Consider the following 24,183-nt stretch of genomic DNA (forward strand, 5'->3'; position numbering starts at 1 on the left):
CTTAAACATGCATCCCGAACCGAATCCACCCGCAAAGGAGCACAACCTTGAACAATAAACGCTTCCACGCAGCCACCGTGGTCATTACCGGCGCATGCCGGGGCATCGGTGAGGGCATTGCAGAACGCTTCGCCCGAGAAGGCGCCAATCTGGTGATGGTGTCCAATGCTGACCGAATCAATGAAACGGCCCGGCGAATCGTCGAGCTGACCGGCGCTCAGGTACTTCCGGTGGTGGCCGATGTCACCAGTGAACAGGAGGTGATCGACCTGTACGCCCAGGCACAGGCTCGCTTCGGCCGGGTCGACGTCTCGGTGCAGAACGCCGGGATCATCACTATCGACCATTTCGACCGCATGCCCCGTGCCGATTTCGACCGAGTGCTGCAGGTCAACACCACCGGCGTCTGGCTGTGTTGCCGCGAAGCCGCCAAACACATGATCAATAGCGGGCGCGGTGGTCGGCTGATCAACACCAGCTCCGGGCAGGGTCGTCAGGGCTTCATCTACACGCCCCACTACGCTGCCAGCAAAATGGGCGTGATCGGCATCACTCACAGTCTGGCCCATGAGCTGGCGCCTCACGGCATCACGGTGAATGCCTTTTGCCCCGGTATCATCGAGAGCGAAATGTGGGAATACAATGACCGGGTCTGGGGGCAGATTCTGTCCACCCCCGAAAAAACCTACGGCACGGGCGAACTGATGGCCGAATGGGTCGCCGGTATCCCGATGAAACGCGCCGGAACCGCCCGTGACGTTGCCGGACTGGTCACCTTTCTGGCCTCTGCGGATGCCGCCTACATTACCGGCCAGTCAATCAATGTTGACGGCGGCCTGATCATGTCCTGATCAAGCAAAGGGTTGCTTTTGCTTTGAGGCGAATTGCACCATAGTGCCTGCAAACTGGCTAAGTTGGATCCCGGATGAGAATGCTTGAGGAGCAGCGCCTCCTGACTAAGATTGCTTCGCTTTATTACGAAGACGGACTGAAGCAGTCCCAGATTTCACAGCAACTGGATCTGTCCCAATCGTTCGTGAGTCGGGCGCTCAATCGCGCGCTGAAAGAGGGAATCGTCAAGATTTCCGTGCAGCGTCCGCTGAATTTCCATCTCGATCTGGAACGTGAGCTGCAACAGCGCTACGGCGTCAGGCAGGTAATCGTCGTCGAGCCGACCAGCGAGGATGAAGACGCCCTCAAGCAGGCCATCGGCTCGGCGGCTGCGCATTACATCGAAACCACCGTTACCGAGAAAGACCGGATCGGCATCAGTTCATGGAGCTCGACCATTCGCGCGATGGTCGGCTACATGCACAGTTCCAAACAGAGTGCGGCCACTGAAGTGGTTCAGCTGCTGGGCGGTGTCGGTAACAAGGGTGCCTTCGAGGCTACATTGCTGACTCAGCAACTGGCGACGCTGCTGGGGTGCCCTTCGTATTTGCTTCCATCGCAGAGTATCGAGCAGTCGGTCGACAGCCGTCACCGTATTCTGCAATTGGATGAGGTCAGGGAAGTCGTTGAACGCTTCTCCAATCTGACCGTTGCAATTGTCGGCATCGGCGAGCTTGAGCCGTCCAAACTGCTGCGAAATAGCGGAAACTATCACGGCGAGCCCATGCTCAAGCTGCTGGCCGAACGCGGCGCGGTGGGTGATATCTGTCTGCGCTATTACGATGCGGACGGCAAGCCGGTGCTGCAGGATAGCGAGGAAGTGGTGGTTTCGGTGGACTTGGAACAGCTCCTGAACATAGAGCGCGTCATCGGTCTGGCCGGTGGCGAGCGCAAGGTCAACGCGATTCGCGGCGCCCTGCACGGCGGCTATCTGGATGTATTGATCACCGATCTTGCGACGGCCCGTTCACTCATCAGTTGAAGCGGTTCTCGCCCTCAGGAAGAACACCGGCTCTTTTGCCCCTTACCGCACAAGCGTCAGGACGTGCGGTTAAATAATTAGTCATTTGATCTTTTACCGTCTTTCGGTGGAACCTCGGGCGCCTGTCTGACCAACAGGCCAACCCCCCATAAATGCTCATCGCTGCGATTCATGCAGCCGATGAGTGACGTTCGCCTGTCCAAAACCGTGGAATCGCACCGAATGAGATCGCCTGCCTCTTGGAAAACATCGCGGGTTATCCCCGCACACGGCCTGTTTGGCTTGCTGGTTTTTGGACTGATGACATTCAGCGGGCTACTGATGCCTGAGCTGTCCCACGCGGCAGACCTTCCGGACGGATTTGCCAAAAACGTTACAGGTGGTGGCGACGTAGCGCCTGTTCGCCCGACGACAATCGGCGAGCTTCGAAAAGCGCTGTGCGGCTCATACGATAACCATGGCCATTGTTCCGACGACACGCCTCGCGTCATCGAAATCGATCATGCCTTCGACTTTCGTGGCAGCGTGATGATCAACGGCAGCCCCACAACCACCGAGATGGGGTGCGAGGTAAATCCGTGTCCTGCTGGTGGCGGACAGCTTGCAATCAACGGTTTCAATGGTTTCTGTCAAGACAGGAAGAAGGCCAGCGTGACCTATGACAACGCCGGTATGACACGCCTCAATGTGGGATCGAACAAAACACTGATCGGCGTCGGCAGTCAGGCTGCCATCCAGGGCATCGCGGTGCACATCGGCGGAGGTGTCCACAACGTTATCGTTCGCAATCTGACGCTGTCCGATGTCAACCCTCAGACTGTATGGGCTGGCGATGCGCTCATCATCGAAAATACCGACGGCGTGTGGATCAGCAACAATACGTTCGCGCGCATCGGCAGACAGATGATCGCCACCGGCTGGATGTCTGCGTCTCATATCACCATTTCAGACAACGAGTTCGACGGTCGCACGCCCTACTCCGCGTCTTGCGACGGCCATCACTATTGGGTGTGGCTATTCCTGGGCGACCCGGACACCGTGACCGTGGCCAGGAACCTCATCCACGACACGTCCGGTCGGGGACCGCACGCGGGCGGCATGGCTAATGCCGACGTTACCGTGCAACTGGTCAATAACGTCTACTCCAACCTGAGTTACCAGGGCGCGATCATGCCGCGAACCTCTTACTCGCATCTGCTGGTGGAGGGCAATTATTTCGATCATGTCACGCATCCCTTCTACCTCGATGCCAAACAGCCCGGTACGGCATTCGCGCTATTCGCACCAGGCACCGAAGCCGAAAACGCCGCATGTCAGGCCGCGATTGGCAGACCTTGCGTACCTAATCAACAGGAGTTCAGTGGCAACGACTACCGTCCCGAAGACCTCAATGCGCTTCAGGCGTTCAGCCAACACCTCGACTATCTGATTACGCCGTTGCCCGCAGACGTCGCGTTCAAACAGGTGCCCCAGACCGCAGGTGCAGGCAAGATCAGTGTGGCCGGCACCCAGGCTCAGCCGCTGCCCACTGGCCCTGCCAAGCAATGAGATGAGCTGATTTTCAGAAAAATATGAATTTTTCCGCCCCTGTTTTGCTCATATCAGCATGAGCAACGGTTCGATCCGCCGTTGCAGTGTTTTTGAATGTGATATGCAAGGCTGAGGGAACGAAAAATGGCTCAATCAGAGCAGTATGGGAAGCCTGCACAAGGGGAAGGTCTGGTGCTGGTCGTTGAAGACGAACAGACGATCCGTGACTTCGTCTGTGAAATCCTCGAGACGGACGTCGGACTGCGCACCAAGGCGGTGGAAAACGCCGACGAAGCAATGAAATACCTCCAGCAGAACATCAACAAGGTGGCCCTGCTGCTGACCGATGTCCGTATGCCAGGCAGTATGGACGGTATCGCTCTGGCCAACGTGGTGGGTTCGCAGTGGTCGCATATTCCGGTCGTGGTCATGTCCGGCCACGGTACGCCGGGCAGCGATCAGTTGAAGGACGACGTGCTGTTCATTGCCAAGCCCTGGACCATCACGCAACTGGTCAACGGCATCATGGACAGCCTGGGCGCAGAAGGTATCGCTCAGGTTTCCATGGACGATCCCAACTGAGTCCTTCTGCCGCTATTGCGCGCAATGAAACCGGATTGCATTGCGCGCAACTTTAGCGGTTTGGCTGACTGGCACTACACCACGAAGCGTTTCGATACATTCATCCGCTTCTCGACCAACCGTCCCAGCAATTCGTCACGGCGTGTCCGGTCTGCCTGCTCTTTCGCCAGCAACTCAGGCAATAGTTCGCCTGCCTGCTGCGCGCTCAGAATGAACACGCCGTCGTCGTCGCCAATGGCCAGATCTCCAGGCTGTACCGTGACCTCGCAGATCCTGACCGGATGATTGAGCGCCCCGCTCTGCCCAAGGCTTCGCGTGGTAACGGCGCTGATCCCGCGGCTGAATACCGGCAGTCCATGCGCACGTAACGCCGCAACATCCGTGACGGAGCCCGACACCACCACACCTGCCAGTCCTTTGATCAGCCCCGCCAGTGTCCGCAGCTCTCCCCAGCAGGCGCAATGGGCATCACCCGTGCATTCGACGACCAGTACGTCGCCGGGCTCGCTGTTGATCAAGGCGTCACGCAGGATACTGCCATCGGGCAAATCCACTTTGACAGTGACCACATTGCCGACCATGCGCGCGCCTTCGAACATGGGGCGGATGCCGGGCAGATAGCCGGCCTCGGTCAAGTGACCGATGGTGGATGCTGAAATGTCCCGGTACTGATCAAGCACGTCCTGGCTGATGTGCTGCTGTCGCGGTGCGATTCGCTCATTCATCGGCATTTCTTTGGCCTCAATAACGGACAGGTCGAGCAGTACTCGACGGGATTGCTTGCGTCGTAATAAAAACAGCAGGTGCGTCGGAAACGGATGCTTTGACCGGAAGGCAATGTCGTTGGTGGTCGTCTGAAATGCTTCAGCGGGTTGTAGTCCAGACCGAACAACGAAGGATCGGCGTGGTTCAACAGCCAGTCGAAATCGGCTTCGTAACGCGCACGAATGACGGGATCGTCGACCTTGGCCATGCGCTTCTCGTAGAGCGAGTACACCCGCACGGCAGTGTTTTCCCACAGGATGCGTCGGGAAATACCGCTCACCCGGTTGAAGGTTTCCCAGAGCGGTTTCAACAATCCGGCGAACAGGGTCTGGACGATCGATTCACGCCAGATGTCCCGGTCTCCAGTTGCGTAGCCAAAAGGAACAACATTCAGCAGTGGCATGGATGACGTCCACAGGCCGTCATCGTGGGCGTACTCGATCACGCTATTGTCCAGCGACAGGCTGAGGCCCTTGTCGAACACCGACATGGAATAAAGGCAGGCACCCGTGCCGAGAAAGGAAAACCGCTTGGCCAGCAGGGATGCTGTGATCGCCCGCGTCGGAGAACCAATGACTGGGCCCAGTGCATCCAGCAGATCGCTGCACACGGCCTCGTCCAGCAGGTCCTGTGCGGGCAAGGATCTTGAGTCGCGAGCATCTGCCGTTCTGAGCTGGAGCGGCCCGCAGAGCAAAGCCCATTCGGCGTCGCTGAAGGCTTGCCCAGCCGTCATTGCGGCAGTTCCCGGCCGAAGGGAATGCACAGCGGCGTGCCGAAAAACGGGTCGGGAATGATCCGGCAGTTCAGGTCGAACACCTGCTTGACCAGTGTTTCGCTGAGAATGTCGGCAGGACGCCCCTGGGCAAATGCTGTGCGTTGGTGCACGGCAATCATGTGATCGGCGTAGCGGCAGGCCAGATTCAGATCGTGCAGAACCATGACGATGGTCTTGCCTTCCTGTCGGTTGAGGTCGCGCAACAGGTCAAGCACTTCGATCTGATGAGCCAGGTCGAGAAAGGTGGTCGGCTCGTCCAGCAGCACCAGGTCGGTGTCCTGTGCCAGGGTCATGGCGATCCACGCACGCTGACGCTGACCGCCCGACAAGGCGTCCACCGGGCGCTCGGCCAATGCGTGCATGCCGGTCTGCATCAGGGCCTTTTCGACCATGGCCTCATCCTGCGCGGACCATTGCTGCATCCAGTTCTGATACGGATAACGGCCCAGCGCGACCAATTGACGGACGCTGATGCCTTCAGGCGCGCTGGGCATCTGCGGCAGGATCGCCAGTTCACGTGCCACGGTGGCCGTGGACTTGTGATGAATGTCAGCCCCATTGAGCACCACACTGCCTGCCTGAGGTTTCAGCAGCCGGGCCAGAGATTTGAGCAACGTGCTTTTGCCGCAACCGTTGCTGCCGATCAGCACCGTCACCTGCCCCGGAGGAAGCTGCAGGTCGAGGCTGTCGATGATGACCTGGCCCTGATAGCTCAAGGTCAGGTCATTGGTTGCAATGGACGCCATCCGAAATTCCTTAATGCCGCTGGTTGATCAAGAGATACAGAAAAAACGGCGTGCCTAGCACCGCGACGAAAATTCCTGCGGGCAGGTCCAGCGGCAGGAACAGCGTACGTCCGGCCAGATCGGCCAGCATCACCAGATTGGCGCCCATCAGCGCAGACATCAGCGCCTGCCCGGCAAACCCCGGCGGCACCAGACGTTTGGCGATGTGCGGCGCGATCAGGCCGACAAAGGCAATCGCCCCGCCCCAGGCCACGGCCAGACCGGCCAGCGCCACGCTGACCAGCAACAGGCCGGCGCGCAACCACTGCACACGCACACCGATACCCTGAGCCAGATCATCATCCAGCTGTTGCACCCGCACCTGTCGAGCGAGTAGCACCAGCAATGGCAGGACCACCACCAGCCAGCTTGCGAGCGCACGCGGTTCGGGCCAACTGGCACCATACACGCTGCCGGTCAGCCAGACGTAGGCCGACAAGGTTGTGGTCAACGGGCTGAACACCAGAATGAAGGTGGTGACGGCAGCCAATAACGCCGACACCCCAACGCCGATCAGCACCAGTCGCAGCGGAGAAGCGCCCTGATTCCAGGCCAACAGATAGATGGCCAGCGCCGCCAGACCGGCACCGCTGATGGCGGCAAGGGGCAGAAACTGCGCACCCAGCGCTGCAGAGAAGAACGACAGGTAGATCACCGCTGCCGCGCTGGCACCGCTGGTGATGCCCAGCAGGTCAGGCGACGCCAGCGGATTGCGGATGATGCTCTGCAGGATCAGGCCGGACACGGCAAGCGCTGCGCCCACAAGCGCGGCCAGCGCCAGCCTTGGCATGCGCAGTTGCTCGACGATGAACACCAGACTCTGGTCTGCCTGCCCGGACAGCACGTCAAACAGCGTTGCAGGCGACAGGTTGACCTTGCCCAGCGCCAGTGAGCCCAGCATGACCAGTAAGGTGAAGGCCAGCGCCGCCAGCAATCGTGTCAGGCCAGCCAGACTGAAACGTCTGGAAAATCCGCGATAACGGAGCGTCAGGTGCTTATCCATAACGCGCTCCCCGACGCGCCAGCGCTATGAAAAATGGCGCACCAAACAGCGCCGTCATCACACCGACCGGCACTTCCTGCGGCACGATCACTACCCGCGCCAGCGTATCGGCGAGCAGCAATAGCGTCGCACCCAGCAGCGCACAGCCCGGCAGCAGCCAGCGATGGTCGATGGACAGTGTCTTGCGCACCATGTGCGGGACCAGCAGGCCGATGAAGCCGATACTGCCTGCCAACGCCACTGCACTGCCCGCCAGGGCAATGATCACGATGCTCATCAGCAGGCGGATCAGCCCGGTACGCTGGCCCAGAGCGGTGGCAATGGCTTCGCCGGTATTGAGCACATTGACCTGCCCTGCCAGCAGCAGCGCGGCGAGCAGGGCCAGCACCACACAGACCAGCATCGGCGCCGCGGCGCTCAGGTCGCGCTCCGACAGCGAACCCGCAAGCCAGAACAGCACCGTGTCCAGACCGTCCTGATTGACCACCAGCAACGCCTGACTGAACGCGGTGAACAGCGCCGTGATAGCAGCTCCCGCCAGCACGATACGCAGCGGATTGAGGCTGCCCTGCCCCCGATTGCCGATCACCCAGACCAGACACCCCGCCACCGCCGCGCCGATGAAAGCGCACCACAGCCACTGACTCATCGAGGTCAGGGTCAGCAACGACGAACAGGCAATGATCGAAAACGTCGCCCCGGCATTGATGCCGAACAGACCCGGAGACGCCAGCGGGTTGCGTGTCAGGGCCTGCATCAGGGCGCCGGCCACGGCCAGACTCGCGCCCACGGCAATCGCCATCAGCGTACGGGTAAAGCGGCTGTCGAGCAGGACATGCTGGGTCGCACTCAGGGCATCAGGCTGCCAGAGGCTGTTGACGATCGCCGCAGGCGAAATCCAGCTGGCCCCTGACGCAAGGCTCAACCCCATGCACACCATGAGCACCAGCGCGCCGATGCCCAGTCTCGTTCCTTGCTTCATGAAGAGCGGGTCCCGAGCGCAACCTTTGATATTTCGTCGAGCATCAGGTTGGCGCCCAGAATTCCGCCGGACAGGCTCCAGGCCACCGCATCGACGCGCCAGACCTGACCGTCCTGCGGTGCTCGCAACTGTTTCCAGAACGGATGCTGCACCAGCTTTTCGTACGTGTTCTGCGCGGCCTTGCTGTCGCCACGCTGAAAGATAAAGAACAGGTCGGCATCGACCACAGGCAGGCTCTCTTTACTGCTGAGTTTGAGGGAAACGCCCTGCGCTTCGCGGGCGGCGGGTGTCCAGTCGAAGTCCAGCTCGCTGAGCACGGAGCCGGCAAAACTGGCAGGAAGGTAACTACGGATATGGTCCTCGCGGACATCGAGCACCGATACAGTGATGGGCCAGCGTCCGGCAAACCTCGCCTTCAGCTGTTCACGCAGCGTTGCCACGCGTTGCTGCCATTGCCCGAGCAGCGCCATGGCCTGCTGCTGGCGATTCAGGGCCGCGCCCATCATCGCCAGGGTGCGCTTGAATTCGAACACCTCTTCCAGCATCACCAGAGGTGCAATCTGTTCAAGCAACGGCGCAATGCGTTGATGACGAAAACGCGAGGCCACGATCAGGTCCGGCTTGAGCAGCACAATGTCTTCCAGGCTCGGCTGGGTTTCCAGGCCCACATGGGGCACCGCCGCCAGCGCCGGGCGCAGGTAGCGGTACATGGGCTTTTCACTCCAGGAATCCACCACGCCACAGGGCGTGACGCCCAGCGCCACCGCTGTGTCGGAGGCGCCCTGAAACAGCGTGACCACCCGCAACGGCGCTGCCCGGGCAATGCCGGGCAGCGTCAATCCGGGTAACACCAACAGTCCCAGCGACAGGCGCAGTACCTTGCGCCGCGATGGCTGATCAGGCTCGTCAGACCTCACGTCGCAACCTGTGGAACGGGTTGACCACCTGGCCCTTGCCGAACGGCATGCTGCCCGGCCCGCCAGCACGCGCGATCATCGGCGTGAGCAGCAGTTTCTGTGGCCAGTTCGGTACTTCGAACAGTTGGTGCCGGAGCATGTTGCGGGCCTCCTCGTCGAATTCAATGGTGGTGATCAGGTTGTCCAGCACATCGCGCAATACGGTCCACAGCGCGGTGACCGGAATGTCGTAGACCTGCGCCAGGGTGTCCATGATTGCCCGGACATTGACCTGAATACCCAGGGTCTGCAGCCAGAACAGCAGATCTTCGGGGCGCTCATGGTACAGGGTATTGGCATGACCTTTCTTCATGCGATACACCGGATCCTGCATGCCGTTGCGCTCAAGCCACGGCACGAAGATGCGCAGCGAGTCATGATCACGCAGCAACAGGCCCTGCGCCTGCCCCGCTTTCCAGACCAGTACCGCATTCTGACCGTGCACTTCGCCGAGCATGCCCAGGCGCAGCATGCGCAGGTTAATGTCGAAGAAGCTGTGGCTCAACTCCCGGAACAGCGTCAGCACCGAGGCCTGATTGCGTGGCAGCTCGCGATACGCCATCCACTCATCGAAGAAGTGCCGATTGCTGCCCGGCAACGGCGTGCCCAGCGCGGCCATCGGCAGCAGGCGGCATTCGGGATCGTCCAGCAGTGCTGCCGGATAACGGCGCAGCATCGCCGAAAGATGACGCGGGCCTTCGTCGAACAGGCTGGCGCCAGTCGGCATGAAGGCCCACCACGTACGCTCGTCACACAGGTGCAGCGAGCGACCCAGTGTCTCGTCCTTCTCGACCACCTGACGCAACAAGGCTTCGCTCAGATTGCCATTGATCATCTTTACCGCAGGCAAGTAGCGCGATGCACCGAGGGAGTAGATCGCCATCGGCAGCTTCAGGTAATCGGCGCTGTCGAAGCACGGCGTCATCGAACGCAACGACGAGGTGGCAAATACCGACGCTTCCTGAAAGTCCAGGCGCAGGCAGTCGCCCTTGGCCAGCGCGTCACCCACTTGCGCCTCCAGCACGTGATCGAACTGCCAGGGATGAACCGGCAGCGCGACGTGACTGTGGGCAATGCCGCGGGCCTGCATTTCCTGATCGAGCCGGGCCTGCAGGTCAGTGGGCAGCAGGTAACGGGCCGGGAAAGACGCCTGCAGGTCCGCGACGCCCTCGCCACATTGCAGCAGGGTCTTTTCCACCGCCACCCAGTTCAGCACCACCGGTTTGGCAAACTCGGCCTGATAGGCGCGGTACTGCTGCTCATCCAGGCCCTGCTTGGCTTTGGCCAGCGGATGGTAAGGACGGTCACGCAACGAGGCCCATTGCTCCATGGTACGGAAGAAGGTGTGACCGTCCTGGCCCATCAGGTTCTGGTCGTCCACGTTGTGATCCAGCGACAGTGCGGTCTGCCAGACGCTGATGCGCAGCACATCCAGGAACAGCGACAGACCTTTTTCGTTGTCGGCAAAGCGCGTCGCCATGCCGGCGAACACCCACTTCATGAAGTCTTCGGGAGACAACTGCGTCCAACGCTCGCCCTGACGGCCCAGCACCGGCGTGCCGGGTACCTTCTCCCATTGCTGGGTGATGCCGGGGCGCAGCGCGATGCTGATGAAGCGTTGCTCGGCGGCATCGCAGTTCCAGTCCCAGACCTGTTGGCCGGCGCTTTTCCCGGACAGCGCCGGAGCCTGCGGGTGGCTCAGTTGCCATTGGGCGGTGTCCTGCAATGCCAGGTTTTCCTGGCCGAAAAAGTCTTCGGCCAGCAGGCAGTCGACCAGATCCTGCATCACCAGGTCTGCGGCATGTGAAGTGAAATTCATCGGATCAGTTTCCTTCTACAGAATGTTGAGTCAGGCGGGCCTGAAGCGCACGAAAGGCAATGCCGCGCTCATCCCCCAGGACAAAAGCGTTGACCCCGCGAGCCTGCCAGCGAGCAGCGTCGCCCGGCTGGCGGGGAATGGTGCAATAGGCAACGTCGGCGGCTTTGGCTGCCTGCCAGGTGTCGAGCAGTGCCTGCTGTACGACGGGGGTATCGATCTGCCAGGGCATGCCGAGCGACTGGGACAAATCCGCCGCGCCTTCGAGAATCATGTCCAGCCCCGGCACCGCAGCGATGTCGGCTGCGCGGCGCACGCCTTCGGCGCTCTCGATCATCGCCACCAGCATGATTTGCTCGTTCGCGGCTTCGACGTACTGCGCCAGGCTGTGCTTGCCGAACGAGCCAGGACGCCCGGCATTCAGGCTGCGGCGGCCCAGCGGGTGGTACTTGCAGGCCGCAATCGCTTCGGCCAGTTGTTCGGGGCTTTCGATCATGGGCAGCACGATGCCCTGCGCGCCGCCATCAAGCAGCCGCAGCAGGGTTTTCGGGTTCAGATCGGCGACCCGCACCAAGGGCGTAAGGTCGTAGCTTTCGGCCACGCGGATCATGTTCTCCACGGTTTCCGGGTTGATCAGCACGTGTTCCATGTCGATGATCACGAAGTCGAAACCGGCTTCGGCGATCAGTTCGATGGCGGCAGGCGCCGGGATCGAGCTGATCAGTCCGTACACCGGCTGGCCTCTGCCGAGCTTCTGCTTGAGCGTATTGGTCCTCAGCATCATTGCGGCCTGTAGGCATGCAGAGGGTTGGGCACAGACCTGAAGCGGCGTTCGCCGTCGCCGAGAAGGCGACGTTTGGTGAGTTCTTCCACTTCGTAGGTCGGTGCAAATACATCGAAAAACCCGAAACGGTCACGGTGCTGCGGATGAGCCTTTTGATACCCGAGGATCACATCGGCGGTCATCTGCCAGAACAGCGCTTCGTCCAGTTGGTACTGCTGGCGCAGGAAAATGGCCATTTCCGCGAGGCAGATAAAGAAGAAGCAATCACAGGAGAAGTCGCGCACAGCATTGACATCGTCAGTGACGATGAACGAGTTGCGGTTGAGCTTCGCGTGGCTGGCAGGCAGCGGCACCAGTTCCGGGCACAGTTCGGGGCGGCCCAGATGTGCCGGCGAATAGCGCACGCCGTCATGGAAGTCCTTGAGCGCAATGCGCTGCGGCCAGCCGTCTTTGGTGATCAGTACGATGTTCTGGCCGTGGGACTCCATGCCGATGCCCTCGGCATAGAGCATGTGAATGATCGGCGGCACAGTGACCTGCAACAATTGCCGGGTCCAGTTTTCCAGGCCGTACTGGCGCACCCATGCGTCGATGAAAGGCGACTGCTCTCCATCACCGTAACGATTTTCCACATGGCTCAGCCCGTTGAACGGCACGGCCTGCTCATCATCCTTGAGGTACTGATGCAGGCTTTCGCGCCAGATTGCACCCAGCGTGCCGTAGGTCTGCGCCGAACGCGATTCCGGCAGATGGCGATAATCGAAACTGACCCCGGCCACTTCGCCCAGAATCACGAAACCCAGCTCCCGAGCCGTGCTGTCGGTGCTGATCAAGTGTTGCAGCCAGTCGGCAATGATCGGCCCGTTCAACACTGTATGACGCGCCAGAATGCGGGTGCTGGACGTGTTGGTCATGCTCATCGCCAGTTTGACGTACGGCTTCTTCGGATCGCTGGCATTGGCCAGTGTACGAATTGACTGCTGGGCCTTGTACTGGTCGCTGGAGGTGCCCAGGCAGATCAGTTCGCCGCTCGCCAGTTCCGGGAAGAAAGTCGATACGGTCACGTTGTCCCACTGCCACGGATGCACCGGCATGAGCTGATAGTCGTCGATGGACTTGCCCTGCGCGGCCAGCGTCTGGGCAAACGCTTGCCAGCGCTGTGTGCCGAGTTCGTCACGAACAAACTGTTGAAGGTCCATCGCACGGACATGACCGACAGAGGCGCTGGTTTTCGCAACCGCAATCCAGACCACTTCAATCGGCGTGGCGAACTCCGGTCCGTACTTGACGTTATCGGCCAGCGAAAAGCCGATGCGCGACTTGTAGCACGGGTGGTAGCTGTGGGCGTCCATGAAATGCTGTTCCAGAGCATCCACATCCAGTTGATGAGCGGGCTTTGCGGGCTTGTAGCCCTGATTGCGGGCCTGCAGATCCTTGAGCTGGGTCTGCTCGATTTCCTGAATGAAGCGCGCCAGATGCGGGCTGTCCTTGAATGGGCTCAACAGCTCGGTCAGGGCCTGGTGCAGGTCCGGTACGCTGCGTTTACCGTCCTTGTCGACACGTTCGAGACTGGCATGATCCAGCCGGATCAGTTCGAAACTGCTGCTGAGCAGGCCGCTGCAGCGGTACTCGACAGGTGCCTGAGCCGAATCTGTTGCCGGTACGACGAACAGGTGTCGATGCTCATCCAGCGATACACAGGTGTAAGGCAGAGCGGCTTCATAAAGCAGCGTCTGCAGCAACTGACCGATTACGCGACGTTGCACTTTTGTATAACGGCCTGCGTCGATATTCGCGAGCCAGTCGCCGGTTGCCGGGGCTTTGACGGATTTTGGTTCACGCGGCAAAGGGTTCAGCGGTAGAGGGGTTGCCATGTTCATACCTCAAATGGAAATTATCGGGTTTCGACGGCGTTGGGCTGTGCCTCGTCGCGCTCGTCGTTGACAGGCTTATCTTTCACGGGCGCTTCATTGACGGGGAAGCGCCAGGCGCAGGGCAAAGCCAGGAGAATCAACAGTCCGGTGGCGATAAACACTTCGCTGATGGCAGACGGCGTGGCGGTCGGCCCAGCGGAACTCAGGCGGAATTCGAGCCACAGGGAAGCGATGACAATCCCCAGCGACGCCACCAGACGCCGTGAAATGTTATTCATCGCCGCACCCTGCGTGACCATCGGCTCAGGCAAGGCATTGAGACCGGCTGTGGTGATGGGCATGTAGGACAGGCCCAGTCCGGCGCCGCGAACCATCATCAGGACGAACACCACGCCTATCGCCGCATCGGACTTGAGCAGACCCAGCGCCAGCGTCGACAGCCCGGTCAGCAAAAGGCCGATGGCGACCACCTTGCGTGGCCCATGCCGATCCAGTGCCTTGCCGCCCCACTGTCCGAACAGGCTGGCGAACGCCGCCGTGCAGAGCAGCGACAGACCGGTCCAGATCGGGTTGTAGCCCATCACGGTCTGCACCAGCAGCGGCAACAGCACCAGACACTCGAACATGCCGACCGATTGCACCACGGCGACGATCACACTCAGTCGGTAGCCGCGCAAGTTGAACAGACGCAGGTTCAGCAACGGATCCTTGCGACGCAGTTCCACGCGGACAAACGCGATCAGGCAGGCCACGGCCACCAGCACCATGGCCTGATTGAGCGGGTCCAACAGCGCCTCGGCATGATGCATGCGACTGATAGCCACCATCAGCAGGCCGATCCCTGACGCGATCAGCAGGTAGCCAATCAGGTCAAACGGCTTGCGCTCGGGCGGCTCGGATGCCGGAAGAACACCTACGCCCAACACCAACGCCAGCAGACCGATGGGCACATTCATCAGGAACAGCGAGCGCCAGCTGAACCACTCCAGCAGCAGGCTGCCGCACAGCGGTCCCAGTGCCGGGGCGAGCATCACGGCGGCGCTCCAAAGCCCGGTTACCCTGCCCCGTTCATGCTTTTCATACACGGCGAAGATGATTGCCAGCGACAACGGAATCATCAGTCCGCTGGCCACGCCCTGCACCACCCGCGCCGCGATGACCAGCGCAATAGAATTGGCCAGTGCGCCCAGCAGTGACCCACCGATGAACAGCGCAACACCCCACAGGTACAGACGCTTGCGCCCTACCCGCTGGCTGAGAAAGCTAGTCAGCGGCATGGTCATGCCCATGCTGGTCATGAACGCAGCGACGATCCAGGTGGCCATCAGCGGGCCAATCCGGAACGCTTCCATGAACGTGGGCAGCGCCGGGTTGAGCGAGCTGTTGCTCAGGCTCACGGTCAGTGTGCCCAGCAAAACGTTGATCACCACCCAACTGCGCGGGACGTTGAAGCCGGATTTCACCGAAGGTCCTCCCGGATCCGTTCACCGTTGCGTATGAAATGCTGCGCCGGACGCGGATGGCAGAGAAAATCCACATGGGAAATATTGAAGCCATAGGCGCCCGCCAACGGCAGCACCAGCAGATCACCGATTGCCACGCCCTTGAAGGGATGTTTGCGACTCAATACGTCCTTGGGCGTGCATAGCTGACCGACCACGGTGCAGGCCTTTTCCTCGGATTCGGCAGTCTGTGGCACGTTGGGCAGATGAATGACCGGGTGATCATGGCTCTGGGCAACCGGCAGACGGAACTGATGGGTACCGCCGCGGCACACCAGAAAGTGCTCGTCGTGACTGGTTTTCATGTCCAGCACTTCAATCGCGTAATAACCGCAATAGGCGCTGATGAACCGGCCTGGCTCAAAACGCAGAATCGGCGCATCGGCCTCCTCGCCCAGGCGTTTTTCCAGATAACGGCAAAAGCGCTGCCAGTCGAAGCGCTGACCGCTGAGGTAATCGACACCAATACCGCCGCCCACGTTGAAATGGGTGACCTGCTCCGGGTGACGGGTCAGGGCTTTCCATTGCGGCCAGCGCTGCAGGTACAGATCGATCAATTGCTCGTGTCGCTCGACCGATTGCTGGTGCGACATGGCATGCACATGAAAGCCCTTGAGCGACAAGTGACTGGCGCTGTCCACGCGCTGCACGGCTTCAGCCAGGTCCGCTTCGTCGATGCCGAATGGCGTGGCGGTTCCGGCCATGGCCAGTCGGCTCGACTGGGTGGGCGGCAACTGCGGATTGATGCGGATGAACACCGGCTGCACGCGCCCGACTTCGCTCGCCAGTCGTTGCAGACGATCGATTTCGTTGAGGCTTTCCACATGAAACGCCTCGACCTTGTTCAGCAGCGCGCTGCGCAGGTCCGAGTCCAGCTTGCCGGGGCCGGAGAACACGTAGGGTTTGCGCATCGGGCACGCCATCACCCGCTCGATCTCCCCTCCCGAGGAAATCTCGAAACCGCTGACCAGCGGAGCCAGCGTCGCCAGTACCGGCGCTTCGCTGTTGGCCTTGATCGCGTAATACAGCTCCACGCCAGCGGGCAGCGCTGCCATGACCTCGCTCACATGCTGTTCAAGGGCGTCCAGATCGTAAACGAAGGCAGCCAGCGGATCCGTCTCCAGCGACCGGGCCTCGTCTATGGCGGCACGCACCGTGTCAGGCAACTTATGCATAACGCACCTCTTCCTGCTCGGCGTAACGCGCTTCCTCGCCCCACGGCGATGCCAGACGCACGTAATTGGCTTCGCGATCAGCCTTGGCCGCCAAACGCACCTTGAGGTTGGTCTTGCAGGCAATCGAGTGGCCTGCAATCAATGCATCCAGTTCCGGCGCAGGACGTACCAGCTCCTTGCGAATGCTGCGCAGTTGTCGCTCGACCTGCTGCCACATCAAAGGCGCCAGGTGTGGCCGCTCCCAACTCAGGGCCAGCACGGCCTCGGACAGGTTGTTGATCAGCAGGCAGTAAGTGATGCGGCTCCAGCCCTGCTCGCGGGAGTACGTCAGCGACTGGCGAATGCGCGGGTGCAGCCCGACCTCGATGGACTTGATGCCCAGTTCGTCGGTGAGTTTGACGCCCTCAAAGTCGCGCAACAGCAACTGTCGAGGCTGGCCGTTATCGTGAATCAGCACGGCATTCTGCAAATGCGGCTCCATCACCACGCCATGGTTGAAGAACAGCGCCATGACCGGGCGCAGCAACAAGGCTTGGTATTGATCAAACCATGTCAGCAGGTCCTCATCACCAAGTTCCCAGCCTTTGAAGCGCTGCAGGAAATCATGCACGAGCGGCCGTGAGCGCAGATCGCGAGCGAACAAGGTGCCCGCCATCACGCTGCGGTCGGCACCGGAGCGAAGGCAGAAGTTTTCCCGCAGAATCGCGCCGGTCTGTTCACGAAACCAGTGGGCATCGGTCTCACCGACCCCTTTGGGTGCCCAGCTCATCGAACCCGGTTCAGCCACCGTGGACAGTCCACCGAGGGTTTGCGGCTGCGTCTGCTGCAGGCGCTGGAACAGTTCGTCGATGATCAGCGTGCTTTCCAGCTCATACCAGGCGTTTTTCCTGACACAGTTGGTGATGCGCACATTCAGCGAACCCTTGATGAAATAGTCGTGGCCTTCGATGTACCAGGTGCGCATCGAAGCCGTCGGGCTGGCCAGTGGTCCGGTGGTGCCGAGGTCCGTGACTTCACCCAGCTCCAGCAGACGCTGTACGCGACGATCCTGCATGAACAGCTCCGCCTGCACCGGGTGCATGCAGATCAGCGCGTGTCCGGGACGGGCCTTTGCCTGATCGACAAAACCAGCCATGACCTGTGTCTCGCTCAGACCATTGGAAGTGATCCGCAGTCCTTCCATTGGCACTTCGAACAGGTGGAGCGCGGTCTTCGCCTGAAACTCCGGCGCGTAGGTTTCCTGGGCCAGATGTTTTGGCCACAGCCGTGCCTTGGGCGCGGGATGATTGGGATGGCCGAACCACAGACCCTGTTCGCTGGCCAGGTAGCCGCTCAACGGCTCTGGGTGCTCGCCGGTCATGTTGTGGGCCACGATGGCGGCCGTCAGGTGCTGGCTTTGCATGACCTGATCGAGCAGTTCGTCGTTGCTGGCGCGGGTCATGTGCTCACAGGCGCTGAGCAGTTGCTGAACGAACTCGGGAAATGCCGGGCACTGCCAGCTGCCCTGTCCACGCCGTGCATAGACATCGGACAGGTAGCGGTGGCTGCCCAGGCCGTCACGGCGGTCCACCAGTACGAAGAACTGTTGTTTATTGGGCAGGCTGATGGTCAGCGGGATGCCTTTCCAATGGCCGCCATCGACAAAACACCCAGGCGCAATGCCCTGCATGCCCTGTGGCCACGTGTACTGAAGGCAGTGTTCCGGCAGTGCAAATTCCTTTATCAGGCAATTGAGTAACGCGCGGGTCGTCGCCAGCTCGCTCACCATCGTTGATAAAACGGTGCGATCGGTATTAGTCATGTCTGCTCCACAGTCGCTTTACGCTGACTGTCTAAGTGACATCGCAACAAAGTGTCAGATAATCATCTGCTGCGAAAACAACTCAAGCACTTGCCCGGCTTATCACTCGGCACGCCATGGCCAGATAAACCCTGTCAGCAAATACGCTACGTTTGTTCGGTCCTAAGTTCTGACCGGTCAGGTTGTTCTTGATAACAATAACGTGATGAAGTTATTGAGTGCGCAACTGACTCAGCGCGGCCTTGAGTGCCTCTTCGAATCGCTGGATAACCAGTTGGCACTGTTCGTCCGTGATGATCAGCGGCGGTAACAGGCGGATCACGTTGCCATTGCGGCCACCCCGTTCCAGCAATAGTCCCTGTTTGAAACACTGCTGCTGAATGACCAGCGCAAGTTCGGCGTCTATCGGAAAACTGCCGAGACGATCTGCAGGTTTGCGCTCGTCGACGATCTCGATGCCCAGCATCAGACCGCGTCCACGTACCTGCCCCATGGCCGGGTAGTGCGGTTGCAAAAGAGTCAGTTGATCCTTGAGCCACTGTCCGCGTCTGGCGGCCTGACCGGCCAGGTTCTGGCGCTGCAACACTTCCAGCGTGGCAAGACCGGTGGCCATTGCCATCTGGTTGCCGCGGAAGGTACCGGAGTGATTACCCGGCGCCCATGCGTCGAACTCACGGCGGATGCCCAGCACCGCGAGCGGCAGACCGCCACCGACCGCTTTGGACATGACAATGATGTCGGGTTCGATACCGGCATGCTCGAAGGCGAACATCTTGCCGGTGCGGCCAAACCCGGCCTGCACTTCGTCAAGAATCAGCAGAATGCCGTGTTTACGGGTCACTTCGCGGATCTGCCGCAGCCAGCTGTCCGGCGCAGGATTGACGCCGCCTTCGCCTTGAACGGCTTCCAGAATCACCGCAGCCGGAAGCGATACGCCGCTTTCGACGTCTTCGATGAACTGGGTGAAGTAGTAGCTCAGCGCTTCGGTCCCGGCCTCGCCACCGAGGCCCAGCGGGCAGCGGTATTCGTGCGGGTACGGCAGAAATTGCACGCCAGGCATCAGGCTGGCGACCGCATCTTTCGGTCCGGTATTACCGGTCAGCGCCAGAGCGCCGTGGGTCATGCCGTGGTAAGCACCGGAGAAGCTGATGATGTTGCTGCGCCCCGTGGCGGTTTTCGCCAGCTTGATCGAGGCTTCCACCGCATCGGCGCCGGACGGGCCGCAGAACTGCAGGCAATAGTCCCGACCCTGCCCAGGCAGCAGGCTCAGCAACGTCTCGCTGAAAGCGTCCTTGACCGGCGTGGTCAGGTCCAGGGTGTGCATCGGCATACCCGAGGTCAGGAAGCCGTCGAGGCTGGCCATGATTGCTTCATGGTTGTGCCCCAGCGCCAGCGTTCCGGCCCCGGCCAGACAGTCCAGATACGTGTTGCCTTCAACATCCGTTACCCAGAGCCCATGTGCCTTGGCAATCGCCAGCGGCAACTTGCGCGGGTAACTCCTTACATTGGATTCAAACCTTGCCTGCCGGGCCAGATAGTTGGCATTGGTTTTATGCGAAGACGTAGTAGAGTGCAATAAGCCATCATTCAACATGGGGTAACCCTCGCTAAGTTCGGGATGCAAACTATTCTCATTTCCAGAAAACTGCAAGTCCGTTACTGAAATTTAATTCTGAATTTAATATGACCATGCATTCGTACTTGCATAATGAGAGGCGCACAGTATTACGCCAACTAACGCTGGATATATTCAAGCCGCCCGGACTCATAAAAGTCGGCGTATCGGTTATTGCCTTTTTGAAGGCCGCACTTTAATGGCGTTATAAGTGAACTATTTATTCAACTGGCACTTTGCATGGCGTTCTCTCTGTCAGAGTCGTTCCGCATTGAGTCGTGAAGCGCAGGCGCCCTTCCCTGGGCAGCGCATGAGTGATGGATCAGAAACCCACAGTGGCCGAGATCAGATAGGTTCGGGGTGTTGCGAGCGTCAGGCCAGGTTCGCTGTCGTCCGAGGCGCCGGCAGAACTCCAGTAGCGCTTGTCCATGACGTTCTCGACGTTGGCCCGCAGCGTGACGGTCTTCTGATCGACCTTGAAGGCATAGCGCGCGCCGACGTCGAAGCGCTCGGACGAATCGATGTCCTTGGTATTGGCCTGATCCAGGTATTGCGAGCTGGTGTAGATGCCCCGCCCGGTCAGCGTCAGACCCTGTACGGTCGGCACGTCCCATTCGGCCCCCACATTGACGTTGTATTCAGGCGTGGCGGGCGCACGGTTGCCGTCAAATGTGCCGCCGGTGGTGTTTTTCAGTTCGCTGTCGATGTACATCACGCCGCCCAGCAGGCGGAAGCCCTTGAGCGGCTCGCCGAACATGGTCAGCTCTACGCCGTTGTTCTCACGCTTGCCGTTGGGGCCGAACACGCGGGAGGCCGCATTGGTCTCGTAGGCGGGCTGTTTGATGCGGAACACGCTGCCGGTGAAGGCGAACGAACCCAGGTCATATTTGGCACCCACCTCGACCTGACGGCTGATGAAGGGCGGGAAGATCTCGTCTTCGTTGATCGAGGTCGACGGTGCGATCTTGCCCTGGCTCAGGCCTTCCATGTAGTTGGCATACACCGACAGTTCATCGGTCACCTTGTACAGAATGCCGCCCGACGGCGAGACCTTTTCCTCGTCGTACGCCGTGTCGCCCTTGACGTTGTTGGTCCAGTCATCGACCTTGACCCGCTGCCAGCGTGCGCCCAGGGTCAGCAGCAGGCGATCGTCGAAAAAGCCCAGCGTGTCGGACAGCGCCAGACCGCTGAAGCGGTTTTCGGTGTAGACCTTGTCATCCCTGCGTGTCGGGTTGGCGGGCGTCGGCGTGTCGACGGGGTTGAACAGGTTGCTCGGAGACGCCGCGTAGCGGGCACCGCCATTCTCGAAGTCCATGTAGAAATAGCTGGCCGCCAGGTTCACTTCGTGGCTGACCTGACCGGTCTTGAACCAGTTGCGCACACCGGCCGTGGCCGTGCGTACGTTTTCGTCGCGGGTGAAGTCGCGCGGCTGAACGCTGAAGTCGCCCGCATTGTTGGTGATCGAAACCGCATGGCGCAGGAAGTCATGGTCGCTTTTGCGCGCGCCCACGCCGCCGTACAGCATCACGGAATCGTTGACGTCGTATTCGGCGTTGACCATGCCGAAGGTGTCCTCGGTGCGTGCCTTGCTCCAGGATTGCGCGTAGTTGTCCCGCACATCGTTGGCGTTGGGCACCCTGGCGTTCGGGCCGATCTGTACACGTTCCTGTGGCGCATCGGTGTTGCGTTCGGTGTGCCCGATATCGGTCGAAAGACGCAGACGCTCGCCACGGAAATCCAGCCCCAGGACTGCCATCTGGCGATCAACGCTTTGGTGATCCCACGTGGTATCGCCGGACTGTTTGACGCCATTGAACCGGATACCGAACTTGTCTTCGTCGCCAAAGCGGCGGGCGATGTCCACCGCGCCGCCAACCTGGCTGTCGGAGGCATAACTGCCGGTGAACTCGGTGATCGGTTTGTCTGTGGCGCGCTTGGGCACCACGTTGATGCCGCCGCCGACACTGCCACGCGGCGAAATGCCGTTGACCAGTTGGCTAGGCCCTTTGAGGATATCCACGCGCTCGGCCATTTCCATGTCGATCGTGTAGGTCGGCAGGATGCCGTACAGGCCGTTGTAGGAAACATCACTGTTGAACAGGCTCAGGCCGCGAATGGTGAACTGCTCATAACGTCCACCGGCCGGGTTGGTCGCACGCACCGAAGGATCGCTCGCGATCAGGTCGCCCAGCGTGCGGGCCTGCTGATTCTTCACCGCTTCCTGGGTGTAGGTGGTCATGCTGAACGGCGTGTCCATGAAGTCCCGCGCGCCGAGCATGCCTTGCGAGCCACGGCGTGCAACCTGACCGCCCGCATAGGCCTGACCATCAGTCGTGCCGCCGGCACCGAGAATCGAGGTGGGCGCCAGTTCCAGACTGCCGCTGCTCGGCGCTGGAACGAGCGTGTAGGCCTGTTCGCCTACCGGCATCAATTGCAGGCCCGAGCCTTGCAGCAGACGCGCGAAGCCTTCCTCAACCGCAAAGTCTCCGGAAAGGCCTGCACTGTTGCGGCCGTTCACCAGTGCAGGGTCTACCGAAAGATTCACCCCGGCCAGCCCGGCGAAACGGGTCAGCGCGGCGCTCAGGCTGCCTGCCGGAACTTCGTAGGCGCGGCGCCCCGAGGTTTCTGCCCAACTGTTGGAGATGAACAGCGGGCTGGAACTGAGGGTCAGCAACAGACTCAAGTGCAAAAGCGGACGTAAACGATAAGGAGGCACTGCGGACATGTAGGGAAGCTCTCGTAGTTTTTTGTTCACTTACCTGGAATGACCAGTGAGGCGAAAAAAAGGGACAGGCTTCACGCACTATTTTTTGCAGAAAGCGTTTTGCGAGGCACCAGCGTCACCCAGTAGCGAGTCCGCCTATGCACATCCACCTGCAGGCTGGCCGCCAGCAGCGAAAGAACACGGTCCGTGTCGTCGAGCCGGAAACTGCCCGTAACACGCAAGTTTTCCAGTTCAGGCTCCCAGCGCAGCAACCCTGGACGGTAGCGACCGAGTTCACGCAGGAAGCTGCCCAACGGCTGGTTCTGCGCGGTCAGCACGCCGTCGCGCCAGCCTGGCAACAGGGCGTCGAAGGCGCTGACCGGCCCTGCCCCTTGAGGCCGCAGACTGATCTGTTGCTGCGCATGCAGGTCCAGCTCAGACCCTTGCAGTGGCTGCAGACGCACACTGCCGCTGACAACAGAGACCCGGCAATCGCTGGCGTTGAGACGCACGCAGACTTCGCTACGGCTGACGATGATCCTGCCGTACGGAACCTCGATGGTCAGCGGCGTACTGCCCGATACCTTGAGCGCCATCTCGCCGCGCACCAGCGTGACTTGCCGGGTGTTCAGATCGACGTTCACCGCGCTGTCGGTGTTCAGTTGCAATTGGCTGCCGTCGGCCAGCGCAAGGCGCTTGTGCTCACCGATGGAGGTTTGCAGGTCGGCGCGCCAGACGTCGATCGGCAACTGCCGACCCAGCAGCCAGACGGCGGGAACCAGCGTCGCCAGCCCAAGTGCCCTTTTGAGGGCCGCGCGCCTTGCCTTGTCGGGACGGTCGAGGGTGGCCATCGCCAGATGGGATGGCAGGCCGAAAAAACGCTGCCGCAACTGCTGAGCCTTTTGCCAGGCGCGTTCGTGGCTGCTGGCACTGTCGCGCCAATGCTGCAATCTGATGTGATCCTCGTCGCTGGCACCGCCGGACTCCAGCAACGCAAGCCAATGCGCTGCTGCGCGTGCGACTTCGCGATCTTCGCTGGACAGCAGCGACTGACGAATCACCAGTCCACCAACAGACAATGCTCGTAAGCTTGGGCCATGTAACGTTTGACGGTGCGCTCGGAGACCTGCAGACGTTCGGCGATTTCGCGATAACCCAGGCCTTCCAGCTGGCTCCACAGAAACGCCCTGCGCACGACGGCGGACAGCCCATCCAGCAACTCATCCAGCGCTTGCAGGGTTTCCAATAGCAGCCAGCGCTGTTCGGGAGACGGAGCGGCCTCTTCCGGCAACTGTGCCAAGGCTTCGAGATAAGCCTGTTCCAGACTGCGCCGGGTATAGAAGTTGCTCAGCAGGCGCTTGCCGACGGTCAACAGATAAGCACGAGGCTCCTGCATATCGGCGATCTGCTGGGAACTGGACAGCACGCGAAGAAACGTATCCTGGCTAAGGTCCGCAGCATCCCAGGCATTGCCCATGCGCCGTCTCAGCCAGCTTTCCAGCCAGCCATAGTGGTCGCGATACAGGGAATGTAGAGAATGGTCCGTTGACGTCGCTGCTTCGATCATGTCGAGAGGCCTTGCGCTATGGATGTGTCAAATGAGACTCATTCTAATTAGTGTTATATCCCGAGTCCACGCACTTTTTCGATAAAGCCCCCGT

The 24,183-nt window shown here is 60.5% G+C and carries 20 protein-coding genes; 4 read left to right on the plus strand and 16 right to left on the minus strand.

The features are described from left to right. Window positions 1–47: 47 nt before the first annotated feature. The 4 genes from AO065_RS17375 to AO065_RS17390 all read left to right on the plus strand — a co-directional run bounded on the left by AO065_RS17375 (window position 48) and on the right by AO065_RS17390 (window position 3,985). A complete protein-coding gene (locus AO065_RS17375; protein ID WP_004882242.1) occupies window positions 48–851 on the plus strand; it encodes an SDR family oxidoreductase in 804 nt (267 codons plus the stop codon). A 74-nt stretch (window positions 852–925) separates the two neighbouring features. Continuing rightward, entirely contained in the window at window positions 926–1,873 is a 948-nt protein-coding gene (locus AO065_RS17380; RefSeq protein WP_032650955.1) for a sugar-binding transcriptional regulator, read from the plus strand. Between the two features lie 300 nt (window positions 1,874–2,173). Beyond that, entirely contained in the window at window positions 2,174–3,421 is a 1,248-nt protein-coding gene (locus tag AO065_RS17385) for a pectate lyase family protein (RefSeq protein WP_004882238.1), read from the plus strand. A 126-nt stretch (window positions 3,422–3,547) separates the two neighbouring features. After that, window positions 3,548–3,985 carry a response regulator gene (locus tag AO065_RS17390; RefSeq protein ID WP_004882237.1) on the plus strand — a complete coding sequence of 146 codons (438 nt, stop codon included), beginning with the start codon at window positions 3,548–3,550 and terminating at the stop codon, window positions 3,983–3,985. 74 nt (window positions 3,986–4,059) lie between these two features. On the opposite strand, the gene AO065_RS17395 is transcribed toward AO065_RS17390, so the two are convergent. The 16 genes from AO065_RS17395 to AO065_RS17470 all read right to left on the minus strand — a co-directional run bounded on the left by AO065_RS17395 (window position 4,060) and on the right by AO065_RS17470 (window position 24,089). Beyond that, complete coding sequence (locus AO065_RS17395; RefSeq protein WP_032650953.1) at window positions 4,060–4,716, minus strand: RraA family protein; 657 nt, start codon at window positions 4,714–4,716, stop codon at window positions 4,060–4,062. Continuing rightward, a complete protein-coding gene (locus AO065_RS17400; RefSeq protein WP_004882233.1) occupies window positions 4,707–5,483 on the minus strand; it encodes an IucA/IucC family C-terminal-domain containing protein in 777 nt (258 codons plus the stop codon). The genes AO065_RS17395 and AO065_RS17400 overlap by 10 nt, the downstream gene beginning before the upstream one ends. Next, window positions 5,480–6,271, minus strand: coding sequence for an ABC transporter ATP-binding protein (locus tag AO065_RS17405; protein ID WP_004882230.1), 792 nt, complete (start codon window positions 6,269–6,271; stop codon window positions 5,480–5,482). The genes AO065_RS17400 and AO065_RS17405 overlap by 4 nt, the downstream gene beginning before the upstream one ends. Before the next feature lie 10 nt (window positions 6,272–6,281). After that, window positions 6,282–7,313 (minus strand): FecCD family ABC transporter permease, encoded by a 1,032-nt coding sequence (locus AO065_RS17410; RefSeq protein WP_004882228.1) that lies wholly within the window; start codon window positions 7,311–7,313, stop codon window positions 6,282–6,284. Beyond that, window positions 7,306–8,295: a FecCD family ABC transporter permease gene (locus AO065_RS17415; RefSeq protein WP_004882226.1), complete on the minus strand. Its 990-nt coding sequence runs from the start codon at window positions 8,293–8,295 to the stop codon at window positions 7,306–7,308. Before AO065_RS17415 ends, AO065_RS17410 begins: the two co-directional genes overlap by 8 nt. Beyond that, complete coding sequence (locus tag AO065_RS17420; protein ID WP_004882224.1) at window positions 8,292–9,212, minus strand: ABC transporter substrate-binding protein; 921 nt, start codon at window positions 9,210–9,212, stop codon at window positions 8,292–8,294. The genes AO065_RS17415 and AO065_RS17420 overlap by 4 nt, the downstream gene beginning before the upstream one ends. Beyond that, window positions 9,202–11,070 (minus strand): IucA/IucC family protein, encoded by a 1,869-nt coding sequence (locus tag AO065_RS17425; protein ID WP_004882223.1) that lies wholly within the window; start codon window positions 11,068–11,070, stop codon window positions 9,202–9,204. Before AO065_RS17425 ends, AO065_RS17420 begins: the two co-directional genes overlap by 11 nt. 4 nt (window positions 11,071–11,074) lie before the next feature. Continuing rightward, complete coding sequence (locus AO065_RS17430) at window positions 11,075–11,848, minus strand: HpcH/HpaI aldolase family protein (RefSeq protein ID WP_004882221.1); 774 nt, start codon at window positions 11,846–11,848, stop codon at window positions 11,075–11,077. Then, window positions 11,848–13,725: an IucA/IucC family protein gene (locus AO065_RS17435; protein ID WP_004882220.1), complete on the minus strand. Its 1,878-nt coding sequence runs from the start codon at window positions 13,723–13,725 to the stop codon at window positions 11,848–11,850. Before AO065_RS17435 ends, AO065_RS17430 begins: the two co-directional genes overlap by 1 nt. A gap of 20 nt (window positions 13,726–13,745) precedes the next feature. Then, on the minus strand, window positions 13,746–15,188 hold the full coding sequence (locus AO065_RS17440) for a DHA2 family efflux MFS transporter permease subunit (protein ID WP_004882218.1): 1,443 nt from the start codon (window positions 15,186–15,188) through the stop codon (window positions 13,746–13,748). Then, window positions 15,185–16,402 (minus strand): type III PLP-dependent enzyme, encoded by a 1,218-nt coding sequence (locus AO065_RS17445; RefSeq protein WP_004882217.1) that lies wholly within the window; start codon window positions 16,400–16,402, stop codon window positions 15,185–15,187. Before AO065_RS17445 ends, AO065_RS17440 begins: the two co-directional genes overlap by 4 nt. Next, the gene (locus AO065_RS17450; RefSeq protein WP_004882214.1) at window positions 16,395–18,203 is read right to left on the minus strand and encodes an IucA/IucC family protein; all 1,809 of its coding nucleotides are present in this window, start codon (window positions 18,201–18,203) and stop codon (window positions 16,395–16,397) included. Before AO065_RS17450 ends, AO065_RS17445 begins: the two co-directional genes overlap by 8 nt. A 211-nt stretch (window positions 18,204–18,414) precedes the next feature. Further along, window positions 18,415–19,797 (minus strand): diaminobutyrate--2-oxoglutarate transaminase, encoded by a 1,383-nt coding sequence (locus tag AO065_RS17455; protein ID WP_025996244.1) that lies wholly within the window; start codon window positions 19,795–19,797, stop codon window positions 18,415–18,417. A gap of 343 nt (window positions 19,798–20,140) precedes the next feature. Then, entirely contained in the window at window positions 20,141–22,543 is a 2,403-nt protein-coding gene (locus tag AO065_RS17460) for a TonB-dependent receptor (protein ID WP_004882208.1), read from the minus strand. A gap of 71 nt (window positions 22,544–22,614) precedes the next feature. Next, window positions 22,615–23,580, minus strand: a complete 966-nt coding sequence (locus tag AO065_RS17465; RefSeq protein WP_032650982.1) for a FecR domain-containing protein — start codon at window positions 23,578–23,580, stop codon at window positions 22,615–22,617. Continuing rightward, window positions 23,580–24,089, minus strand: coding sequence for a sigma-70 family RNA polymerase sigma factor (locus AO065_RS17470; protein WP_004882203.1), 510 nt, complete (start codon window positions 24,087–24,089; stop codon window positions 23,580–23,582). The genes AO065_RS17465 and AO065_RS17470 overlap by 1 nt, the downstream gene beginning before the upstream one ends. Between the last annotated feature and the right edge of the window lie 94 nt (window positions 24,090–24,183).

It is taken from the genome of Pseudomonas viridiflava (assembly GCF_001642795.1).
GTDB lineage: Bacteria > Pseudomonadota > Gammaproteobacteria > Pseudomonadales > Pseudomonadaceae > Aquipseudomonas > Aquipseudomonas viridiflava.

What these genes read in the sequence shown, in the direction of transcription:
- AO065_RS17380 (WP_032650955.1), top strand. Translation starts at nt 926, where the DNA reads ATGAGAATGCTTGAGGAGCAGCGCCTCCTGACTAAGATTGCTTCGCTT.
- AO065_RS17385 (WP_004882238.1), top strand. Translation starts at nt 2,174, where the DNA reads ATGACATTCAGCGGGCTACTGATGCCTGAGCTGTCCCACGCGGCAGAC.
- AO065_RS17390 (WP_004882237.1), top strand. Translation starts at nt 3,548, where the DNA reads ATGGCTCAATCAGAGCAGTATGGGAAGCCTGCACAAGGGGAAGGTCTG.
- AO065_RS17395 (WP_032650953.1), bottom strand. Translation starts at nt 4,716, where the DNA reads ATGCCGATGAATGAGCGAATCGCACCGCGACAGCAGCACATCAGCCAG.
- AO065_RS17400 (WP_004882233.1), bottom strand. Translation starts at nt 5,483, where the DNA reads ATGACGGCTGGGCAAGCCTTCAGCGACGCCGAATGGGCTTTGCTCTGC.
- AO065_RS17405 (WP_004882230.1), bottom strand. Translation starts at nt 6,271, where the DNA reads ATGGCGTCCATTGCAACCAATGACCTGACCTTGAGCTATCAGGGCCAG.
- AO065_RS17410 (WP_004882228.1), bottom strand. Translation starts at nt 7,313, where the DNA reads ATGGATAAGCACCTGACGCTCCGTTATCGCGGATTTTCCAGACGTTTC.
- AO065_RS17415 (WP_004882226.1), bottom strand. Translation starts at nt 8,295, where the DNA reads ATGAAGCAAGGAACGAGACTGGGCATCGGCGCGCTGGTGCTCATGGTG.
- AO065_RS17425 (WP_004882223.1), bottom strand. Translation starts at nt 11,070, where the DNA reads ATGAATTTCACTTCACATGCCGCAGACCTGGTGATGCAGGATCTGGTC.
- AO065_RS17430 (WP_004882221.1), bottom strand. Translation starts at nt 11,848, where the DNA reads ATGCTGAGGACCAATACGCTCAAGCAGAAGCTCGGCAGAGGCCAGCCG.
- AO065_RS17435 (WP_004882220.1), bottom strand. Translation starts at nt 13,725, where the DNA reads ATGGCAACCCCTCTACCGCTGAACCCTTTGCCGCGTGAACCAAAATCC.
- AO065_RS17445 (WP_004882217.1), bottom strand. Translation starts at nt 16,402, where the DNA reads ATGCATAAGTTGCCTGACACGGTGCGTGCCGCCATAGACGAGGCCCGG.
- AO065_RS17450 (WP_004882214.1), bottom strand. Translation starts at nt 18,203, where the DNA reads ATGACTAATACCGATCGCACCGTTTTATCAACGATGGTGAGCGAGCTG.
- AO065_RS17455 (WP_025996244.1), bottom strand. Translation starts at nt 19,797, where the DNA reads ATGTTGAATGATGGCTTATTGCACTCTACTACGTCTTCGCATAAAACC.
- AO065_RS17460 (WP_004882208.1), bottom strand. Translation starts at nt 22,543, where the DNA reads ATGTCCGCAGTGCCTCCTTATCGTTTACGTCCGCTTTTGCACTTGAGT.
- AO065_RS17470 (WP_004882203.1), bottom strand. Translation starts at nt 24,089, where the DNA reads ATGATCGAAGCAGCGACGTCAACGGACCATTCTCTACATTCCCTGTAT.